Here is a 17,920-nt window from a genome sequence, read left to right as displayed (position 1 = left end):
TCAGTCCTTGGCGAGCGGGTGGTGATCGAGCACCAGCTCTTTCAACCGTTCCTCCAGAACATGGGTGTAGATCTCGGTGGTCGAGACGTCGGCATGGCCCAGAAATGTCTGGATGGCGCGCAGGTCGGCCCCGTTGGCCAGCAGATGCGTGGCGAAGGCGTGCCGCAGCGTGTGTGGCGTGACTTTGGACGGGGATACGCCGCCTTCAACCGCAAGATCCTTGATCAGGACGTAGAACGCGTGGCGGGTCAGGTGCCCGGACTTGCCTCGGGACGGGAACAGGAAAGCAGATGTTGGTTTGCCTTCGGTGCGGGCCGCGTCTTCCATCGCCTCGCGGGTCTTCAGCCAGTCGCGCAGCGCGGCGCGGGCCGGCGGAGACAGCGGCACCATCCGTTCCTTGCCCCCTTTGCCGCGGATCAGCAGCATGCGCGGGTCGCCTTTGGCCGAGGACAGCGGCAGCGAGACGAGTTCGCTGACCCGCATGCCGGTGGCGTAGAGCAGTTGCATCAGGCAGATGTTGCGCGTGCGATCCGCAGGGGTCCGGCCATGGACTGAGGCGGCGTCGAGAAGGCGGTCCACCTCTTCGGTTGAGAGGGTCTTGGGAAGTCGCTTGTCGCGGCCCGGGCCGCTGATCTGAACTGCCGGGTTGTCGGCGCGGAACCCTTCTTCGAAGCAGAAGCGATAGAGTTGCTTGATCGCGGAAAGACGCCGCGCGCGGGTCGATTTCGCGAGTCCCTGGGCGTCGCAATGGATGAGATAGTCCTCGACATCGGATCGCTGTGCGTCAGTCAATGACAGGGCGCGGCCCGACAGCCACTCGATGAAATCCGCAAGGTCGCGGGCATAGGCGAGTTGCGTGTTTGTGGCCGCACCGCGTTCGGCAGCCTGGGCATCGAGAAAGGCTGCGATCCAGTGGCGATCGGTCATCGCCGCGCGCCTTCCATGTCGAGAATGGCCAGTTGAAGTGCAGACCGGCGGGCGACATCCTCAAGACCGAACGCGCGGAGCGCGCGCAGAGCTTCGGTAACGTCGGCATCGTTCCCGCTGGCACCGGATTCAAACCGCTGGATGCTTCTGAGCAGCGCTTCACCGAGCCGGTTCTCCGAGGGCAGAGCCGACAGATCCTCAGGGGCTTGAGGCCGTCCGGACCACGCGTCCAGCAGAGCCGCGGCATGTGGCAGGTTTGGCGGGGGCGACATGTCGATGGTGCCTGTCGCGACAGCGGCGAGAAACCTGTGATTGGCATCCGCACTTTCGGTGATCCCCCGTGCCACCGTTTCGTAGTCGGCAGACAGCAGGCCCGCCAAAGCCGCGATATCTTTGGCGCGGGCGCTCAGTGGCAGGCCCTGAAGCCGGGATGCGAACAGGTTTGAAAAGGGCAGAAGCAGTCCCGCGGTGCGCATCTGCGGCCAGACGGTTTCGAGCGCAGAGGACACCGCGCCGGGATCGCCCGTCGTCAAGGCAGTTTCAAAGCGCTGGAGAGCTTCAACGCGGTCCCAGATGCCGCCGGAAGCGGCCCGCATCTGTGATGTGTAGACGCCGAGCAACTGGTTGTCGTCGATGGCTCCGGCGCGGGCCAGACGTTCCGCTGCCTGCAGCTGGGCGCGCCAGCCGGCGTCGCCGCTCAGTTCGACCGTGGCAAAGGGCAGGGGCAGCGGTGCTGTGGGCAGTGCCTCTCCGATCGCTTCGAAAAGGCGGAATTGCAGAGGTGTCGGCCGGACCGGCGGGCGCAGAGGCGAAGAGGCCTCTCCGTATTCGGGATCGAGGAACCGCAGGAGTAATTCGCTGTCCAGATCAGACAGTTGCCCGAGCGCATCTGCCGTCTGATAGATGGTCATGGCTCGGGAATAATCGCCGTCGCGGGTGGCGCACCAAATACGGGTTTCCAGATCAGGGGCCAGAGCGGGAGTGGTGTCGAGCATCCCGCACAGCGCGGCATCCGATCCCGTCAGCAATGCAAGGTCAAAAGCCTGATCAAAGAGCGTCGGGGTCAGGATGCCCACCCGTTCGACCATGGCCTCGGCAGGTGCAACCAGCCCGTGATCCTGAAGGCTGGCGATACGCGCGGCCAGAAATGCCTCACCGGAATCGGTGGATGGTGCTGCGGCTTCGGCCAGCAGCAATGTGTGCAGCAGGGAATCAAGCGCCGGAATTGTCGGTTTGCGCGTCCCGAGCTGCTCAATCAACGCTATGAGTTCGGCCTCTTCGCTGCCCTGCCAGAGCGATGGCGGCAGGCCGGTGATTGAACTTGGCAACAATCCGACACCGCCGACGCCGGGATCATCAAGCGGCATGACCTCGACATTGGGGACATTCGCGCTTTGGGCCACGGGCGTATCGGGCTGCGTCAGCACCGGTGGCGCATTGCGCTGAATACTCAGCCAGTCAATAGCGGACAGCGGGGCCTCCTGCGCGGCCGATGGCGGCGCTAACATCAGAGGAACAAAAAGAAACGGGTTAATCTGCATCCAGCGTCACGGGTTGCCTGACTTCAGTTTGGGGTGGTGAAAAATCAGCGCCGAAATACGGCCCGACATAGGCATACGCCACCAGCGCCAATCCGCCGATGATGATTAGATAGATCAGCCATTTCACGATGCGCCCCATGGACACCCTCACCCTGCCTCATTGATTTTTCCCAACTTATAACTGGCCTTTTGCGCAAGATCACGTCATTCAGCGTCCGTTGGTAAAAAATTGGCGGCACTTGGCCGAGTTACAAGGGTTGCACCCGGGGCGATGCAGGCGAGACTGAAAAAAACGGTGGTTCTGGTTGGCATGATGGGCGCCGGAAAGACCGCCGTGGGCAAGGCGCTTGCTGCCGCACTTCACGCACCGTTTCTTGATTCGGACGCGGAGATCGAAAAAGCCGCCAACATGACCATCCCCGAAATCTTTGCCCGCGACGGGGAGCCTTTTTTCCGTCTGAAAGAGCGTCAGGTGATTTCGCGGCTCCTTGAGAACGAGCGTGGCGTGTTATCGACCGGCGGTGGGGCATATATGGCGCCTGAAAACCGCGAGATCATTTCGAAAAAGGGTGTGGCGGTTTGGCTGAACGCCGATCTGGATTTGCTGTGGTCGCGCGTGCGTCACAAGGATACGCGGCCTTTGCTTCGGGTGCCCGACCCACTGGGCGCGCTGACCAAGCTCTATAATGAGCGGGTGCCTGTTTATGCAACAGCCGACCTGACTGTGGTGTCTCAGCCCGGTCTGTCGATTGACGCCATGGCGTCGCGGGTGATCGAAGCCTTGCGCACCCGCCCGGATGTTCTGGAGGTTCTGGAATGACTGAAACGGTTCACGTGCCGCTTGACGGGCGCGCATACGATGTGCGGATCGGCTCTGATCTGCTTGCGCGTGCCGGGGCCGAGATCGCGCCGCTGCTCAGGCGACCGCGCGTGGCGATCGTGACCGATGCCCATGTCGCCGGGTTGCATCTCGCCGCGTTGGAAGCGGCTTTGGCGGCCGAGGGGGTTGCCTCGGTCAGCCTGACGCTGCCGGCTGGCGAAGCGACCAAAGGCTGGCCCCAGTTCGAACGCACCGTGGAGTGGCTTCTGGAGCAGAAGATCGAGCGGCGCGACGTTGTCATCGCTCTTGGCGGTGGGGTGATCGGTGATCTGGTCGGTTTCGCTGCCGCAGTGCTGCGCCGGGGGGTGCGGTTCGTACAGATTCCGACCTCGCTTCTGGCGCAGGTCGACAGTTCGGTGGGCGGCAAGACCGGCATCAATGCACCGCAGGGCAAGAACCTGATCGGTGCTTTCCACCAGCCTTCGCTTGTGCTTGCGGATATCTCGGTTCTCAATTCTCTGCCTGACCGTGACTTTCTGGCCGGGTATGGCGAAGTGGTAAAGTACGGGCTGCTGGGGGACGCGGCGTTCTTTGACTGGCAGGAGCAGAACGCAGCGCAGATCAGGGCGCGTGATCCTGAAGCCCTGGCATATGCCGTAAAACGGTCGGTCGAGATGAAGGCCGAGATCGTAGTGCGGGATGAAACCGAACAGGGCGACCGCGCGCTTCTCAACCTTGGTCACACGTTCTGCCATGCGTTCGAGGCGGCGACCGGTTACTCGGACCGTCTGCTGCACGGCGAAGGTGTCGCAATCGGCTGCGCTTTGGCGTTTGAGCTGTCCGCGCGGCTGGGCCTGTGTGCGCAGGAAGAACCAAGCCGCGTCCGTCAGGTTCTGAGTGAGATGGGAATGAAGGTCACACTTGCCGATATCGACGGTGATCTGCCGGACGCGCAGGCGTTGCTCGACTTGATGGGACAGGACAAAAAAGTGATCGACGGCCAGCTGCGCTTTATCCTCGCGCGCGCGATCGGGCAGGCATTCGTCACGTCGGATGTGCCGTCGGCCACTGTGTTGGAGCTGTTGCAGGACGCCCTGTCCGAAAGATGAAAAAGGCGCCTGTCCGGCGCCTTTTCAGATCAGAACGGGATTTCGTCGTCGATGTCGCGCGCAGGCGCACGGGCCGGACCGCTGCCGCCCCCACTGGAGCCGCCGTAGTCGCCACCGTAATCTCCACCGTAATCGCCGCCGCTGCTGCCACCACCGTAGCCGCCACCGCCGCCGCCTTCTCCGCGACCGTCGAGCAGGGTGAGTTCGCCGCGATACGGGCGCAGGACGATTTCGGTCGTGTATCGATCCTGACCGGACTGGTCCTGCCATTTGCGGGTTTCCAGTTGGCCTTCGATGTAAACCTTTGAACCTTTGCGCAGGTACTGTTCGGCAATGCGGGCGAGCGGTTCTGAAAAGATCGCGACGCTGTGCCATTCGGTGCGTTCCCGGCGTTCGCCGGTGTTGCGGTCTTTCCAGTTCTCGGACGTGGCGATGCGCAGGTTGCAGACTTTGCCGCCGTTCTGAAACGTGCGCACTTCCGGATCGCGGCCGAGATTGCCGACGATGATGACCTTGTTGACTGAACCGGCCATGTTTCCCCCTCTGATATTCGAATCTGTGACGCAGCGCGCCGTTTGCACGACCCTACACCAGCGGAGCAACCGGTTTCCATCGGCTAATGGCTTAGGGAGGCTTAAGTATACCATCAGGTTGTGGTTAAGAATTCATGACCAACCAAGGCTGGTGTGAAAGGCAAAATGGGATTATACACCTGCCCAATCTCAACGTGGGGCGTGAGCAGCTATGCGAACAACAAGGCAGAGATTGATTGCGTTGGTATGTGGTGTTGCGGTGATGAGTGCCGGTGCAGTCAGTGCCGAGGTGCTTTCGACCAAGAGTCGCGTCGCGCTCTTTTCCAGTAAAACCAAGGTTCTGGATTCCCGAGCAGCGCAGCAGTACAACAGCTCTGTACGGCTTCAGCCTCCAAAGGTGGTGACCCCGACAAAATGGGGTGACAGCGGGGCGGAAGGCCCTGTTCCGAAATACCGGGGCCGGTATTCCGGCATTTATGCAGGGATGGCCCGAGACGCTGCTCGGCGTCATGGTGTGCCGGAAGACCTCTTCCTGCGGTTGGTTCAGCAGGAATCGAACTTCAATCCCAATGCGCGATCCAACAAGGGTGCGATTGGTCTGGCGCAGTTGATGCCGGGCACCGCACAGTATCTGCGGGTCGATCCGAACGATCCGGCGGAAAACCTCGATGGCGGTGCGCGTTACCTCAAGGAACAGTACCGCAAGTTCGGGCAGTGGCCTCTTGCGCTTGCCGCATACAATGCCGGTCCCGGCGCAGTTGAAAAACACAACGGCATTCCACCCTATCGTGAAACCCGGAACTACGTGAAGAAGATCTGGGGCCGGTAACGCGCGGCACGTTTCAACGTCTATTTCCAAACCGGCAACAGACCGGTTCCAATCGCTGCATACAGGGGTAATGCCCCGAAAAATTTACGAAATTTCTTAACTTCGCTCCAAATCGTGACCAAAACGGTCAAACTGCTGCCCCATTCCTCGGGCTATAAAAGCATCAGACAGACGGAATAGTGACTTCGAGGCAACCCCCGGCTGCGATGCTGGGCCTAGCCAGGGTGAGTGAGGCTCGGAACATGGATGGTGACATGATTAAGTTTGTTAAGACATTCCGCCGCGACGAAGACGGCGCGGTAACAGTTGAATGGGTTGTGTTGACCGCAGCCGTGGTCGGGCTGGCGTTCCTGTCATATTCGGTGATCGAGGACAGCAACGACGCTGTTCTGACGGCGAGTGGCGAAGCGGTCTTGACGGCACAGGACTACCTCAACAACTGATTGCGTCCCATCGGCATCGGCCAATGGCGCAGATCAGACATCGTTTGACGCATGGATTGAAGAGCCTTTGCGCATATGCAAAGGCTCTTTCTTGTTCTTACTCTGCCGCGATCTGAATGACCGGTTCCATTTCCGCCAGCTGCGCGTCGGACAGGTGGCATTTGACCTGGTGACCGTCGCCAAGCTGCCGAACCGGCGGCACTTCCTTTTCGCACAGCCCACCGGCGACCTGTGATTTCCAGCGACACCGCGTCTGGAACGGGCAGCCGGGCGGCGGATTCATCGCCGAGGGAATATCGCCTTCGAGCACGATGTGCTTTTTCTCGACACGCGTATCGGCGATGGGAACGGCGGAAAGCAGTGCCTCGGTATAGGGGTGGTAGGGCGGTGCAAAGACCTGTTCGGTCGTGCCAAGTTCCACCACATGCCCTAGATACATAACCATAACCCGATCAGACAGATAGCGGACGATGCTCAGGTCATGGCTGATGAAAAGAAGCGTCGTTTTCTGTTCGCGCTGAATTTCCATCAGAAGGTCGGTGACTGCCGCCTGAACGGACACGTCCAGTGCCGAGACCGGTTCATCTGCCACGACGATACGGGCGTTCCCGGCAAAGGCGCGTGCAATGCCGACACGCTGTTTCTGGCCGCCTGAGAGTTGTCGGGGCATCCGTTCCGCAAAGGCACGGGGCAGTTTGACAAGATCCAGCAGTTCCAGCATCCGCTGACGCCGTTCCGCTTCGCTGTTGCCGACGCCGAACACCTCGAGGGCGCGGATGATCTGACGACCGACTGTCATGGAGGGATTGAGCGTGTCGAACGGGTTCTGGAAAACCATCTGAACATCCGCAATCGTCTGGGTGTCGCGCTGTTCAATCGGCGTTCGCTCGATATTTCGGTTGTCGAGCAGGATCTGTCCCTCGGTCGCCGTTTCGAGCCCCATCAGCACCTTGGCGAAGGTCGACTTACCGCAGCCCGATTCCCCCACGATGGCGAGCGTTTCGGATTCGCGGGCCTCGAAGCTCAGTGTCTCGTTGGCCTTCACGACCTTGGTGTCCCCGCGCTTGCCGAACAGGGCGTTTGCGGCGACCTCGTAATACTTCTTGAGATTGTCCATTTTCAGAACAACCTGTCCCGGCTCGGACTTCTGGGTTGTATCGCCAACCTCCATCGGGGCGTTCCAGTCGATCTCCTGAAACTTGAGGCAGCGAGTGGCATGTCGGTCATTGCCGGGCACGTCCATCATCCTGATGTCCTGCGCGTCGCATCGACCGGCCTCGAAATAATCGCAGCGCGGCCCGAAATTGCAGCCGGGCGGACGTTCGTGGGGCAGGGGGAAATTCCCCGGAATGGCCCGGAGCGGGCGCGCATTCTTGTCTGCTCCGGGAAGCGGGATCGACCGGAACAGAGCCTGCGTGTACGGGTGCTGCATCTCGTCGAACACGTCCTTGATCGAGCCCCGTTCCACCGCTTCGCCGGAATACATCACACAAAGCCGGTCGCAGGTCTCGAGCACAAGACCAAGGTTGTGGCTGATGAAGAGCATCGAGGTGCCGTATTTTTTGCCCAGCTCTTTCACCAGTTCGACAACCGCTGCTTCGACGGTCACGTCGAGCGCCGTGGTGGGCTCGTCGAGGATCAGAAGCGACGGCTCGGCCATCAGGGCCATCGCGATCACGATGCGCTGCTGCTGTCCGCCGGAAAGCTGGTGCGGATAGCTGTCAAGGATGCGCGCCGGGTCCGGCAGTTTCACGTCCGTGACGACCTGAAGCGCGCGGTCATAGGCTTCTTTCTCGGACGATCCGCGATGGATCATCGGCACTTCCATCAACTGTTTGCCGATTTTCATGGCCGGGTTCAGCGAGGCCATCGGTTCCTGATAGATCATCGCGATTTCGGAACCCCGGATGTGACGCAGCTCTTCCTGGCTCATCTGGTTCAGGTCGCGGCCCTTGAATTTGATCGAGCCGCCGACGATGCGTCCGTTCTTGCCAAGGTCCTGCATAACGCCAAGCGCCACAGTGGACTTTCCGCAGCCGGACTCTCCTACAAGGCCCACCGCTTCGCCCGGCATCACCTTGACCGAGAAGTCCATCACGGCAGGGATTTCCCGGAGGCGCGTGAAGAAGGAAATTGAGAGCGCGTCAATCTCTAGGATCGGGCCGTCATACGTGTCTTTCATCTGTCTCTCCCGGTTGGGATGGCAGGGCAGCGTCCCTGCTTCTTTGATTAATGTCTGGTTGGCGGACCGGAGTGTTCCGGTCCGCTCTGTCATCAGTCGCGCAGCGATTCCTCGCGCAGCCCATCCGCCAGCAGGTTCAGACCCAGCACCATGCTGAGCAGCGAGATCGCGGGCACAAGGGCCGGGTGCAGATAGATCTGCAGCAGGCGACGACCGTCATTGATGGTGGTGCCCCAATCCGGGCTTTCCGGCGACAGGCCGAGGCCAAAGAAGCCCAGTGTCCCGAGGAGGATCGTGGTGTAGCCGATGCGCAGACAGAAATCGACGATCAGGGGACCGCGGGCGTTGGGCAGGATCTCCCACAGCATGATGTACCATGGGCCTTCACCCCGTGTCTGAGCTGCTGCCACGTAGTCCCGTGTCTTGATGTCCATTGCGAGCCCTCGGACGATGCGGAACACGGTGGGCGAATTGACGAAGACCACCGACACGAACACAACGAGGATACCCGAGGGCACATCGAACAGATCGAGGAAGCCCGGCAGGACCGAGACCTTGGTTCCGATCTCGGAGATCAGCGACAGATACAGCCACCCCATGATGCCGAGGACGCAGATCAGAAGCGGCGCGCGCAGCTTCGGCTGTGTCTTGTATCGGGAATTGAGCAGCACGCCGACGAAGATGATCGGAAAGACAAATAGGACCGTTGCCATGTAGCTCGGGATGCCGGTCTCCACGATTTCGGGTGTCACCAGCAGGTAGAACAGCAGGATCACCGGGAAGGCGAGGATCAGGTTGGCGAGGAAGCTCAGGAGCGTATCCAGTCGCCCGCCGTAGTAGCCCGCCGGCAGACCAAGTGTGATGCCGACCATGAAGGCAAAGAGCGTTGCCAGAGGTGCAATCTGCACAACGATCCACGCGCCCTTGATCATGCGGCTGAACACGTCGCGGGCCAGGTTGTCACCGCCGAACAGGTAATAGGCGTATTGTCCTTCGTCCGGGTTGGTCAGAGGTGTGCCGGGAAGTTTGTTCTTCATCCCCGAGACCTGTGCCAGCGGATCGTGTGTCACGATCATGTCGAAGGCTCCGAAGATGCCGGTGAACACCCAGAACATGACAAGCGCGAAACCGATCATGCCAATGGTGGAGTCGAACAGTTTGCCGTAAAGGCCAAGCCGCCTTTTGTAGACGATCGACAGGGTGAACAGGACGACCAGCGAAATCCAGACAGGCATGAACTGCAGGAAAACGCGGGTGATGATGTCAAACCAGCTGAGAGGTTCCATAGTCTTTTCCTCCCGCTCAGGTAACGCTGATGCGTGGGTTGAGATACACGTAGCCGATGTCAGAGATCAGCTGCGTCACCAGTACGACGAAGACCGACACGACCGAGACACCAAGCAGAAGCTCGATGTCGTTGTTGCTTGCGGCCTGAACCAGCGTCCATCCGAAACCCTTGTAGTTGAACAGGGTCTCGACAATCACGACCCCGTTCAGAAGCCAGGGGAACTGCAGCATGATCACCGTGAACGGGGCGATCAGAGCGTTCCGAAGCGCGTGTTTGACGACGATGTTGGGAAAGCTGACCCCCTTGAGCCGCGCGGTGCGGATGTATTGAGCGGTCATGACTTCGGCCATCGACGCGCGGGTCATCCGGGCAATGTAGCCCATCCCGTAGAGCGAGATCGTCAGAACCGGAAGGAAGAAGTTTTCGAAATTCGCGCTCTCCATCGCCGAGGTTGCGGTGCCCTTGAACCATTTCAGGCCGACAGTTGAGGACGCGAACACCGCGATCAGGATGACCCCGGACACGTATTCCGGTGTCGCCGTGGTGGTGATTGCGACCGTGGACAGGGTTCGGTCAGTCTTGGACCCTTCCTTCATTCCCGAAAGCACGCCAAGTATGAGCGCCGATGGCACCATCAGAACCATTACCCAGAACATCAGTTTTCCGGTCAGGCTGAGTCGTGTGCCGATGATGCTGCCGACCTCGTCCTTGAAGACTGTCGAGAACCCCCAGTAGCCTTGCAGCACACCGCAGAAGTCCGGGGACTCCTCGGGTGTTTTGCCCGGCAGAATACAGCGGCCCTGTATTGTTCCGTCGGTGTTTTCGTGCCTGTAGGATGGGAGAACCCCCAACCATTCCCCGTATTTCACGACCATCGGTTGCAGATAACCGTTGCGTTCGAGGTAACTCGATACTTCTTCGTCGCTCATCCGGAAGTTGCCCTGCGTCTTCGCGAGCTTTTCCAGATTCGGATAGAGGTTGGTTAAGGTAAAGACGAGGAATGTCAGGCATAGACCCGTAAGGATCATGACTCCCACTCGTCTGAGTATGAAAAGTCCCATGGTTCACCCTGTTGGCGGGCTGTCGGAAGCCCACGTCTGGTTTTTATTTTCTTTTCTGGTTGTCCGGGCGGACAAAAAAGAACCGCGCCCGAGGGCGCGGTTCGGTGTTCGGATCAGGCTTTGAGGCCGAACTTGTATAGCTGCGGCAGGTCCGCAATGTGCTTTTCGACACCCACCAGATTATCCCGGTGGTGGCGCATCGCCGTCCGCCAGTAGGGCTGGATCGTGACACCTTCATCGATCATGATGGCCTGCAGCTTTGCCATGACAGCGCGGCGCGCATCGACATCGGCCAGAGAGTTGGCTTCGGCCAGAAGCGCGTCGAATTCGTCGTTCGCAAAACCCGCTTCGTTCCATGCCACGCCCGACTTGTAGGCCAGACCCAGAACCTGCGTACCCAGCGGGCGGTGGTTCCAGTTGGTCGACGAGAAGGGATACTTGGTCCAGTCGTTCCAGAAGGTCGAACCCGGAAGTACGGTGTGGCGTGCCTTGATGCCCGCATCGTTGAGCTGGGCAACAACAGCCGCCGTGGTGTTGCGGCGCCAGTCGTCGTCGATGGACTGCACTTCGTGTTCGAAGTCACCCATGCCTGCTTCGTCCATAAGCGCCTTGGCCTTGGCCGGATCATAGGGGATGCGCGTGACGCTCGGGTCATGTTCGGGGTGCATCGGTCCAACGTGACAGTTGTCTGCGGGGACGCCATAGCCCGCCATGCCCAGTTCGAGACAGACATTGTTGTCAACGGCCATAGCGAGCGCCTGACGCACGCGCTTGTCGCCATAGATCTTGTTGCCGTTTTCGTCTTCGGCCAACTGGTTCGGACGGATCACAATGGTGAAGCCGGACGGGATTTCCGAGCGTGTCAGACCAATCGCATCGAACACGTCAACGAATTCGCCAACCGACTCCCAGTTCATGTCGATTTCTTCGGCTTCGTAGGCTGCGAGGAATGCAGCCGGATCGGTGCCGTAGTCGATGAACTCGATCCGGTCGATATAGCCGCCCTTACCGGCTTCATAACCCCACCAGTCGAAGCCTTCGTTGCGGACCAGCACGCCCTTGACGCCAACCTCGTGGCTTTCGGGAAGCATGAAGCCGGTGCCGATCGGGTTTTCCAGCATGGTGTTCGCGTCAAAGCTCGAATGAACGATCGCGGCCGGGTAGTCGGCCATGCCCGGAATGATGGTGATATCAGGCGAAGACGTCTTGAGCAGAACGGTATGGCTGTCGACTACTGTGATCGCGCCTTCGGCAGCTTTGCCGGTGTCCGGATCGACCAGCGACGCCATGCGCGCGGCCATCGAGTTGCCTTCCAGCTCGGTGTCGCACCATCCGGTGATGTTGCGGGCCACGTCTTCCGCCGTGAAGTCGTCGCCATTGTTCCACGTAACGCCCTGACGCACTTTGAGAGTGTATTCCGTTGCGTCGTCGTTCGCCTCCCAGCTTTCCAGCAGCATCGGGGCAAAAGAGCCATCGTTGTTGTATTCGACGAGGTATTCGAGCCAGCCAGCGGTGAAGGTCGCGATCTGGGTCCAGTCATAGGTCCGCGGATCCTTGAGCGCGCGGACTTCCATCTGGTAGCGGATCGTTCCGCCCTGCTGTGCATGTGCTGCCGCCTGCGCCGGTTGCGACAGGCCACCGAGCGCATAGGCGGCGGATGCTGTCAGGCCAAGCGCAGTTGTCCGCGTCAGGAATTCGCGGCGGTCCATGTGACCGTCCTTGAATTCGCGTGCGTACATCACGGCTGACGGATGCAGCCGATTGGACTGAGTGGTGTGCGTCATCTGTTTCTCCCTGTGACACGTTTTGTTTTTTGGCGACGTGTTTTTTTCTACTCACGGAGACAGATCCGACACGCGCAACATTGTATGGACGTCATTGCGCCCGATGATGGGGCTATCGTCAATCATCAGATTAGACCTTTTACGGTCAGATTGCGACACATACCTTGTCTTTAAGCGACATGTGTTAAGCAGCGCGCCCATCACGTCGATTGCGTGCGTCAAAGTTCCCTTGCGTCAACCTGTTGCCAGTTGCGCATTCGTGCCCGAAACCAGGTGCGCTGGCGCTTGGCGAATTGGCGGGTCAGGATGGTTGCCCGGTTACGCGCTTCATCAATCGTCAGGGTTCCATCGATCACGGCCATCAACTCGGCCGCGCCGATGGCCTTGGCCGATGGCTGCTCTGGCGTCCAGGTGGGGCGGTTGGCGAGTGCTTCGTCCATTGCACCCGATGCGAGCATCTTGTCGAACCGTGCTTCGATCCGGGGTGTCAGCCAGTCTTTTTCGGCATTCACGAGCAGGGCTGTTGTATCAGAAAGCCGGAGGCGGGGTGGCGCGGTGTCGTCCTGCCATTTGGCAAGTCCCCTGCCGGTATTCGTCAGAACCTCCCATGCGCGCTGGACGCGCATCGGGTTTGCGGTGTCGATCCTTGCGCGGGTTTCGGCATCCAGCTCATCGATCAGTGGCACGTGGCCATGCTGTTGGATCCGGCGCATTGCGGTTTGCCGGATAGCGTCGGGTGTCTCTGGGATTTCGGCCAGCCCCTCGGTCAATGCAGTGAAGTAAAGTCCTGTTCCGCCAACGATAATCGGGCGGAGTTCGTTTTCCAGATGGGTCTCCAGATCACGCAGCCAGTCACCGACGGAATAGGGCGTGTCGCCAGAAACGTGCCCGTAAAGCGCATGTGGCGCGCGTGTTTCATCCTCTTCGGAGGGACGCGCCGTCAGGACGCGCCAGTCGGAAAAGACCTGGATCGCATCCGCATTTACGATGACGCCGCCCTGCGCCTCGGAAAGCCGCAGAGCTAGTTCGGATTTTCCACTGGCAGTCGGTCCAGCAATCAACACGGGCTTTGCTGGATCGACGCTGTCGATGATCTGTGAAAGTCGGTATGTCCCGCCCGATGCGCCCATGATCTTTGCCTTTGTTCTTGCGGGGTGGCGTTCTGGCGCGACTTCGCCTTGCTCCTGTGCCGGTTTTCCGACACTTTGCGCGCAATTTTACACCCTCGTACGAACGGAGCGCAACATGGCGGACAGCGAGACCCCGAATCCGAAGTATAAACGTGTGATGCTCAAGATATCCGGTGAAGCCCTTATGGGGGACCAGGGCTTTGGTCTGCATCCCCCGACGGTCGAACGGATCGCCCGCGAAGTGAAGTCGGTCCACGATCTGGGTGTCGAGATCTGCATGGTCATCGGCGGCGGGAACGTATTCCGCGGGTTGCAGGGGTCAGCCCAGGGCATGGAGCGCACGACAGCGGATTACATGGGGATGCTTGCCACCGTTATGAACGCGCTGGCGATGCAGTCCGCACTCGAACAGCTGGGTGTTTTCACCCGGGTGATCAGCGCGATTCCGATGGATCAGGTGTGCGAGCCCTACATCCGGCGTCGTGCCGTGCGGCATCTCGAAAAGAAGCGTGTCTGCATCTTCGCGGCCGGAACCGGCAACCCATATTTCACCACGGACACGGCCGCGACCCTCAGGGCCAATGAAATGTCCTGTGAGGCGATCTTCAAGGGGACCAAGGTGGACGGCGTCTACGACAAGGACCCGGTCAAACATGATGACGCCAAGCGGTATGACAAGGTGACCTATGACGAGGTGCTGCAAAAGCATCTTGGCGTGATGGATGCGTCTGCCATTGCGCTGGCGCGGGACAACAACCTGCCGATCATCGTCTTCTCGCTCGATGAACCGGGCGGGTTCCGGGGAATTCTGGCCGGTCAAGGCACGTACACGATCGTTCACGGCGGCAATCCCAAGTCCAAGCCGGGTGAGGCGGCTTGACCAATCCGTCACAGGTTGGGCGTTGCGACCGGTGATCGGTCGCAAGACGCTATACTTTCGGGCACACGTCGCTTAGAACGCAAAACCAAAGCAGAAAAACCGCTCTTGAGGGCAAAATGGCAGACGACTTCATTCTTGATACTGACGACCTTGCGCGACGCATGGATGGCGCTATGGCCAATCTGCGGACCGAATTCGCATCTCTGCGGACCGGTCGGGCCAGTGCGTCGATGCTGGAGCCTGTCATGGTCGACGCCTATGGCAGCATGACGCCGATCAATCAGGTGGGTACGGTCAACGTGCCAGAGCCTCGCATGGTAACGATCAACGTTTGGGACAAGGGTCTGGTCGGCAAGGTTGAAAAGGCGATCCGCGAAAGCGGCCTTGGGATCAATCCTCAGTTGAACGGCACGATCATCATGTTGCCGATTCCCGAACTGAACGAAGAACGGCGCCGGGAGCTGGGCAAGGTCGCCGGTCAATACGCCGAACATGCGCGTGTTTCGGTTCGGAACATCCGTCGCGACGGGATGGATCAGATCAAGAAGGCCAAGGCAGACGGCCTGTCCGAGGACGATCAGAAGTTCTGGGAAAACGAAGTTCAGGAACTGACCGACGACTACATCAAGAAAATCGACAGTGCTTTGGAAACAAAGCAGGAAGAGATCATGCAGGTCTGAGGACCGCTGGGGAAGGACTCGGATCAATGGCGAAGCCCGGCACGACAGCGAAGGACGATGGCCCGCGTCACGTGGCCATTATCATGGACGGCAACGGTCGCTGGGCCACGCAGCGGGGGCGGCCACGTCTGTTCGGTCATCAGGCCGGCGCGCGGCGCGTCCGCGAGATTGTCGAAGCCTGTCCGGATCTCGGGGTTGATTACCTGACGGTTTTTGCCTTTTCCACGGAGAACTGGAAACGCACCCAGTCCGAGGTTGCCGGGCTGATGAACCTGTTCCGTCGCTACATCACGCGTGAGGCAAAAGCCCTGAAGGCGAATGATGTCTGCGTCCGTTTCATCGGTGACCGCGTGCGCCTCGACAAGAAGCTGGTCGCCATGATGGACGAGTTGGAAGCGCTTACTGCAAACTGCCAGACGGTCAACCTGACCATAGCCATCAACTACGGTGGCCGCGATGAGGTGGCGCGGGCGACCAAGCGCCTTGCGCGCGACGTGGCGGCAGGGAAGCTTGATCCTGAAGCGGTAGATGAAGAAACGCTGCCAAAGTATTTGGATACCTGTGTTTTGCCTGATCCGGATCTTGTGATCCGAACCAGCGGCGAAGCAAGGATTTCAAACTTTCTTCTGTGGCAGTCTGCATATTCGGAATACGAATTCATCGACACGCTCTGGCCGGACTTCTCGGCGGACGAATTCCGCTCGGTCGTGGGTGGGTTCGGAACCCGCGAGCGCAGGTTCGGAGCCGTGGTGGCATGACCTCAGGCAAGTGGGACGACCTTGCCCCGCGGCTGATGTCAGCCGTGGCAATGGTGGGTGTCGGCGCGCTTGGCGTCTGGCTGGGCGGTTTGTGGTTTCACGGGCTGATCGCGATTGTCGTGGGTCTCATGGTCTGGGAACTGGTGACCATGCTGGACACGGATCGCAGCAAATCTCCCATCGTTCTTGCGGTGATCGCGGCGGTTGTTTCGATGGTGTCCATCGAGTTGCCCGCCTCGTTTGCTCTGCCGCTGCTGTTGGCGCCATCGATGATCGGTCTCGGGCGGATGGAGCAGGGCGGCGTGACCTACGCGGTCTTCACCGCGTTCATTCTGCTTGCCGGATACGGATTGATGGCCCTGCGCGACGATTTCGGTCTGACCTGGATGGTCTGGCTCTTGCTGGTCGTCGTTGTCACCGACATTGCCGGATATTTTGCAGGGCGTCTGATCGGCGGGCCCAAACTCTGGCCGCGCGTCAGCCCCAAGAAGACTTGGTCGGGCACTGTGGCGGGGTGGATCGGATCGGCTGTGGTCGCGATGCTTTTTGCTGGCGCGACCCGCGCCGGGATCGGCCTGATCGGCGTCAGCATCGCGGTCAGCATGGCCAGCCAGATCGGGGATATCGCCGAAAGCGCGATCAAGCGTCGGGCAGGGGTCAAAGACAGTTCGCACCTGATTCCCGGTCACGGCGGGTTGCTCGACCGGTTTGATGGTATGCTCGGCGCGGCGCTGTTCATCGTAATCGCCGGGCAATTGATCGGATTTCCACCGGGGACCCAATGAGGCGGATCACCATTTTCGGGGCCACGGGCTCTATCGGGCAGAACACGCTGGATCTGATTGGTCGGGATCCGGACGCCTACAAGGTCGTTGCCCTCACCGGTGGTCAGAACATCGCGCAGCTTGCAGGTGATGCGATCCGTTTCGGTGCAGAAGTGGCTGTAACTGCTGATCCGGATCGGTTGGATGATCTGCGCGCAGCCTTGTCAGGGTCGAATGTCGAAGCTGCCGCAGGACCAGGCGCTCTGCTCGATGCGGCGTCGCGCCCGGCCGATTGGGTCATGTCCTCAATCGTTGGCTCGGCCGGTTTGGCCCCGGGGTTGCGGGCGCTGGAGCAGGGCGCGACCCTTGCCCTTGCCAACAAGGAGAGCATGGTCTGTGCCGGAGCTCTGATGCTTTCGACTGCACAGGCGCATGGCGGCAGTATTCTGCCGGTCGACAGCGAACACTCGGCGGTTTTCCAGGCTCTGATCGGTGAAGACCTGAGTGCCGTTGAACGCGTGATCATCACAGCTTCGGGCGGTGCATTCCGCGATTGGCCGATCGAGGATCTGGCCAAAGCCACGCCGGAACAGGCCGCTCAGCACCCGAACTGGGACATGGGTCAGCGCATCACCATCGACAGCGCATCAATGTTTAATAAGGCGCTGGAACTTATAGAAACAAAAGAGTTTTTCCAGATCGATCCGGCGCGTATCGAAGCCGTTGTCCACCCTGAATCCATGATTCATGCGCTGGTGGGATTCCGTGATGGTGCGTTGATGGCCCATGTCGGACCACCTGACATGCGTCACGCGATCGGCTTTGCCCTGCATTATCCTGAACGCAAAGACCTGCCGGTGGATCGCCTTGATCTTGTAAGCTTGGGTCAACTGACCTTCCGCCGGGCGGATGAGGAGCGGTGGCCGGCGCTCAGACTGGCGCGCGAGGTCATGGCAGCAGGCGGATTGTCCGGCGCGGTGTTCAATGCTGCGAAAGAACGCGCCCTCGACGGGTTCATTGCGAAACGCATCGGATTCCAGCAGATTGCCCAGGTTGTCGAGGAGGTCTTATCCCGAATTTCGGCGCAACCGGGTCACATTGATGCCGCCATCACCCTTGATAACGTGATGCAGGCAGACCATCTCGCTCGTACACGGGCAGATGAAATCATGAAAAAATTAGAGGGTTGAG

General features: G+C 60.0%; 18 protein-coding genes. 9 read left to right on the top strand and 9 right to left on the bottom strand.

Features of this window, described 5'->3' with window-relative positions; genetic code table 11:
* The 3 genes from MGEO_RS14325 to MGEO_RS21590 are packed head-to-tail and all read right to left on the bottom strand — an operon-like array spanning position 1 to position 2,607.
* Entirely contained in the window at positions 1-927 is a 927-nt protein-coding gene (locus tag MGEO_RS14325; RefSeq protein ID WP_085639134.1) for a site-specific tyrosine recombinase XerD, read from the bottom strand.
* The gene (locus tag MGEO_RS14320) at positions 924-2,435 is read right to left on the bottom strand and encodes a hypothetical protein (protein ID WP_143746276.1); all 1,512 of its coding nucleotides are present in this window, start codon (positions 2,433-2,435) and stop codon (positions 924-926) included. Before MGEO_RS14320 ends, MGEO_RS14325 begins: the two co-directional genes overlap by 4 nt.
* A gap of 22 nt (positions 2,436-2,457) precedes the next feature.
* Positions 2,458-2,607, bottom strand: a complete 150-nt coding sequence (locus MGEO_RS21590) for a hypothetical protein (protein WP_170102915.1) — start codon at positions 2,605-2,607, stop codon at positions 2,458-2,460.
* 132 nt (positions 2,608-2,739) lie between these two features.
* On the opposite strand from MGEO_RS21590, the gene MGEO_RS14315 reads away from it, so the two are divergent.
* Together MGEO_RS14315 and aroB are read left to right on the top strand one after the other, a co-directional pair.
* Positions 2,740-3,288 (top strand): shikimate kinase, encoded by a 549-nt coding sequence (locus tag MGEO_RS14315; RefSeq protein ID WP_085639130.1) that lies wholly within the window; start codon positions 2,740-2,742, stop codon positions 3,286-3,288.
* On the top strand, positions 3,285-4,397 hold the full coding sequence (gene aroB / locus MGEO_RS14310; protein WP_085639127.1) for a 3-dehydroquinate synthase: 1,113 nt from the start codon (positions 3,285-3,287) through the stop codon (positions 4,395-4,397). Before MGEO_RS14315 ends, aroB begins: the two co-directional genes overlap by 4 nt.
* A 29-nt stretch (positions 4,398-4,426) precedes the next feature.
* Here aroB and ssb read toward each other — a convergent pair whose 3' ends face one another.
* Positions 4,427-4,930 carry a single-stranded DNA-binding protein gene (gene ssb, locus MGEO_RS14305; protein WP_085639124.1) on the bottom strand — a complete coding sequence of 168 codons (504 nt, stop codon included), beginning with the start codon at positions 4,928-4,930 and terminating at the stop codon, positions 4,427-4,429.
* Between the two features lie 262 nt (positions 4,931-5,192).
* Between ssb and MGEO_RS14300 the strand changes: the two genes are divergently transcribed.
* Both MGEO_RS14300 and MGEO_RS14295 read left to right on the top strand, forming a co-directional pair.
* Positions 5,193-5,759: a lytic transglycosylase domain-containing protein gene (locus tag MGEO_RS14300; RefSeq protein WP_085639121.1), complete on the top strand. Its 567-nt coding sequence runs from the start codon at positions 5,193-5,195 to the stop codon at positions 5,757-5,759.
* A 254-nt stretch (positions 5,760-6,013) separates the two neighbouring features.
* Positions 6,014-6,202, top strand: coding sequence for a Flp family type IVb pilin (locus tag MGEO_RS14295; protein WP_085639172.1), 189 nt, complete (start codon positions 6,014-6,016; stop codon positions 6,200-6,202).
* 97 nt (positions 6,203-6,299) lie between these two features.
* Here MGEO_RS14295 and MGEO_RS14290 read toward each other — a convergent pair whose 3' ends face one another.
* From MGEO_RS14290 to miaA, 5 genes are all read right to left on the bottom strand, one after another.
* On the bottom strand, positions 6,300-8,384 hold the full coding sequence (locus tag MGEO_RS14290) for a dipeptide ABC transporter ATP-binding protein (RefSeq protein ID WP_085639118.1): 2,085 nt from the start codon (positions 8,382-8,384) through the stop codon (positions 6,300-6,302).
* 92 nt (positions 8,385-8,476) lie between these two features.
* On the bottom strand, positions 8,477-9,670 hold the full coding sequence (locus tag MGEO_RS14285) for an ABC transporter permease (RefSeq protein ID WP_085639115.1): 1,194 nt from the start codon (positions 9,668-9,670) through the stop codon (positions 8,477-8,479).
* Between the two features lie 16 nt (positions 9,671-9,686).
* Positions 9,687-10,733 carry an ABC transporter permease gene (locus tag MGEO_RS14280; RefSeq protein ID WP_085639112.1) on the bottom strand — a complete coding sequence of 349 codons (1,047 nt, stop codon included), beginning with the start codon at positions 10,731-10,733 and terminating at the stop codon, positions 9,687-9,689.
* A gap of 113 nt (positions 10,734-10,846) precedes the next feature.
* Complete coding sequence (locus MGEO_RS14275; protein ID WP_085639109.1) at positions 10,847-12,517, bottom strand: ABC transporter substrate-binding protein; 1,671 nt, start codon at positions 12,515-12,517, stop codon at positions 10,847-10,849.
* A 218-nt stretch (positions 12,518-12,735) separates the two neighbouring features.
* Entirely contained in the window at positions 12,736-13,647 is a 912-nt protein-coding gene (gene miaA, locus MGEO_RS14270) for a tRNA (adenosine(37)-N6)-dimethylallyltransferase MiaA (RefSeq protein WP_085639106.1), read from the bottom strand.
* A gap of 115 nt (positions 13,648-13,762) precedes the next feature.
* Between miaA and pyrH the strand changes: the two genes are divergently transcribed.
* The 5 genes from pyrH to dxr all read left to right on the top strand — a co-directional run bounded on the left by pyrH (position 13,763) and on the right by dxr (position 17,919).
* Positions 13,763-14,527: a UMP kinase gene (pyrH, locus tag MGEO_RS14265; RefSeq protein WP_085639103.1), complete on the top strand. Its 765-nt coding sequence runs from the start codon at positions 13,763-13,765 to the stop codon at positions 14,525-14,527.
* Positions 14,528-14,643: 116 nt separating this feature from the next.
* Positions 14,644-15,207 (top strand): ribosome recycling factor, encoded by a 564-nt coding sequence (gene frr, locus MGEO_RS14260; protein ID WP_085639100.1) that lies wholly within the window; start codon positions 14,644-14,646, stop codon positions 15,205-15,207.
* 26 nt (positions 15,208-15,233) lie between these two features.
* A complete protein-coding gene (gene uppS / locus MGEO_RS14255; protein ID WP_085639097.1) occupies positions 15,234-15,965 on the top strand; it encodes a polyprenyl diphosphate synthase in 732 nt (243 codons plus the stop codon).
* A complete protein-coding gene (locus MGEO_RS14250; RefSeq protein ID WP_085639093.1) occupies positions 15,962-16,750 on the top strand; it encodes a phosphatidate cytidylyltransferase in 789 nt (262 codons plus the stop codon). Before uppS ends, MGEO_RS14250 begins: the two co-directional genes overlap by 4 nt.
* Entirely contained in the window at positions 16,747-17,919 is a 1,173-nt protein-coding gene (gene dxr, locus MGEO_RS14245) for a 1-deoxy-D-xylulose-5-phosphate reductoisomerase (protein WP_085639090.1), read from the top strand. Before MGEO_RS14250 ends, dxr begins: the two co-directional genes overlap by 4 nt.
* Position 17,920 lies beyond the last annotated feature (1 nt).

The sequence above is a fragment of the Marivita geojedonensis genome, assembly GCF_002115805.1.
GTDB lineage: Bacteria > Pseudomonadota > Alphaproteobacteria > Rhodobacterales > Rhodobacteraceae > Marivita > Marivita geojedonensis.
Note: the sequence above shows the minus strand (reverse complement) of the source record. Positions and strands in the feature narration are given on the sequence as shown.

Coding starts and splice junctions, on each gene's coding strand:
- MGEO_RS14325 (WP_085639134.1), bottom strand. CDS start 927: ATGACCGATCGCCACTGGATCGCAGCCTTTCTCGATGCCCAGGCTGCC.
- MGEO_RS14320 (WP_143746276.1), bottom strand. CDS start 2,435: ATGTTAGCGCCGCCATCGGCCGCGCAGGAGGCCCCGCTGTCCGCTATT.
- MGEO_RS21590 (WP_170102915.1), bottom strand. CDS start 2,607: ATGGGGCGCATCGTGAAATGGCTGATCTATCTAATCATCATCGGCGGA.
- MGEO_RS14315 (WP_085639130.1), top strand. CDS start 2,740: ATGCAGGCGAGACTGAAAAAAACGGTGGTTCTGGTTGGCATGATGGGC.
- aroB (WP_085639127.1), top strand. CDS start 3,285: ATGACTGAAACGGTTCACGTGCCGCTTGACGGGCGCGCATACGATGTG.
- ssb (WP_085639124.1), bottom strand. CDS start 4,930: ATGGCCGGTTCAGTCAACAAGGTCATCATCGTCGGCAATCTCGGCCGC.
- MGEO_RS14300 (WP_085639121.1), top strand. CDS start 5,193: ATGAGTGCCGGTGCAGTCAGTGCCGAGGTGCTTTCGACCAAGAGTCGC.
- MGEO_RS14295 (WP_085639172.1), top strand. CDS start 6,014: ATGATTAAGTTTGTTAAGACATTCCGCCGCGACGAAGACGGCGCGGTA.
- MGEO_RS14290 (WP_085639118.1), bottom strand. CDS start 8,384: ATGAAAGACACGTATGACGGCCCGATCCTAGAGATTGACGCGCTCTCA.
- MGEO_RS14285 (WP_085639115.1), bottom strand. CDS start 9,670: ATGGAACCTCTCAGCTGGTTTGACATCATCACCCGCGTTTTCCTGCAG.
- MGEO_RS14280 (WP_085639112.1), bottom strand. CDS start 10,733: ATGGGACTTTTCATACTCAGACGAGTGGGAGTCATGATCCTTACGGGT.
- MGEO_RS14275 (WP_085639109.1), bottom strand. CDS start 12,517: ATGACGCACACCACTCAGTCCAATCGGCTGCATCCGTCAGCCGTGATG.
- miaA (WP_085639106.1), bottom strand. CDS start 13,647: ATGGGCGCATCGGGCGGGACATACCGACTTTCACAGATCATCGACAGC.
- pyrH (WP_085639103.1), top strand. CDS start 13,763: ATGGCGGACAGCGAGACCCCGAATCCGAAGTATAAACGTGTGATGCTC.
- frr (WP_085639100.1), top strand. CDS start 14,644: ATGGCAGACGACTTCATTCTTGATACTGACGACCTTGCGCGACGCATG.
- uppS (WP_085639097.1), top strand. CDS start 15,234: ATGGCGAAGCCCGGCACGACAGCGAAGGACGATGGCCCGCGTCACGTG.
- MGEO_RS14250 (WP_085639093.1), top strand. CDS start 15,962: ATGACCTCAGGCAAGTGGGACGACCTTGCCCCGCGGCTGATGTCAGCC.
- dxr (WP_085639090.1), top strand. CDS start 16,747: ATGAGGCGGATCACCATTTTCGGGGCCACGGGCTCTATCGGGCAGAAC.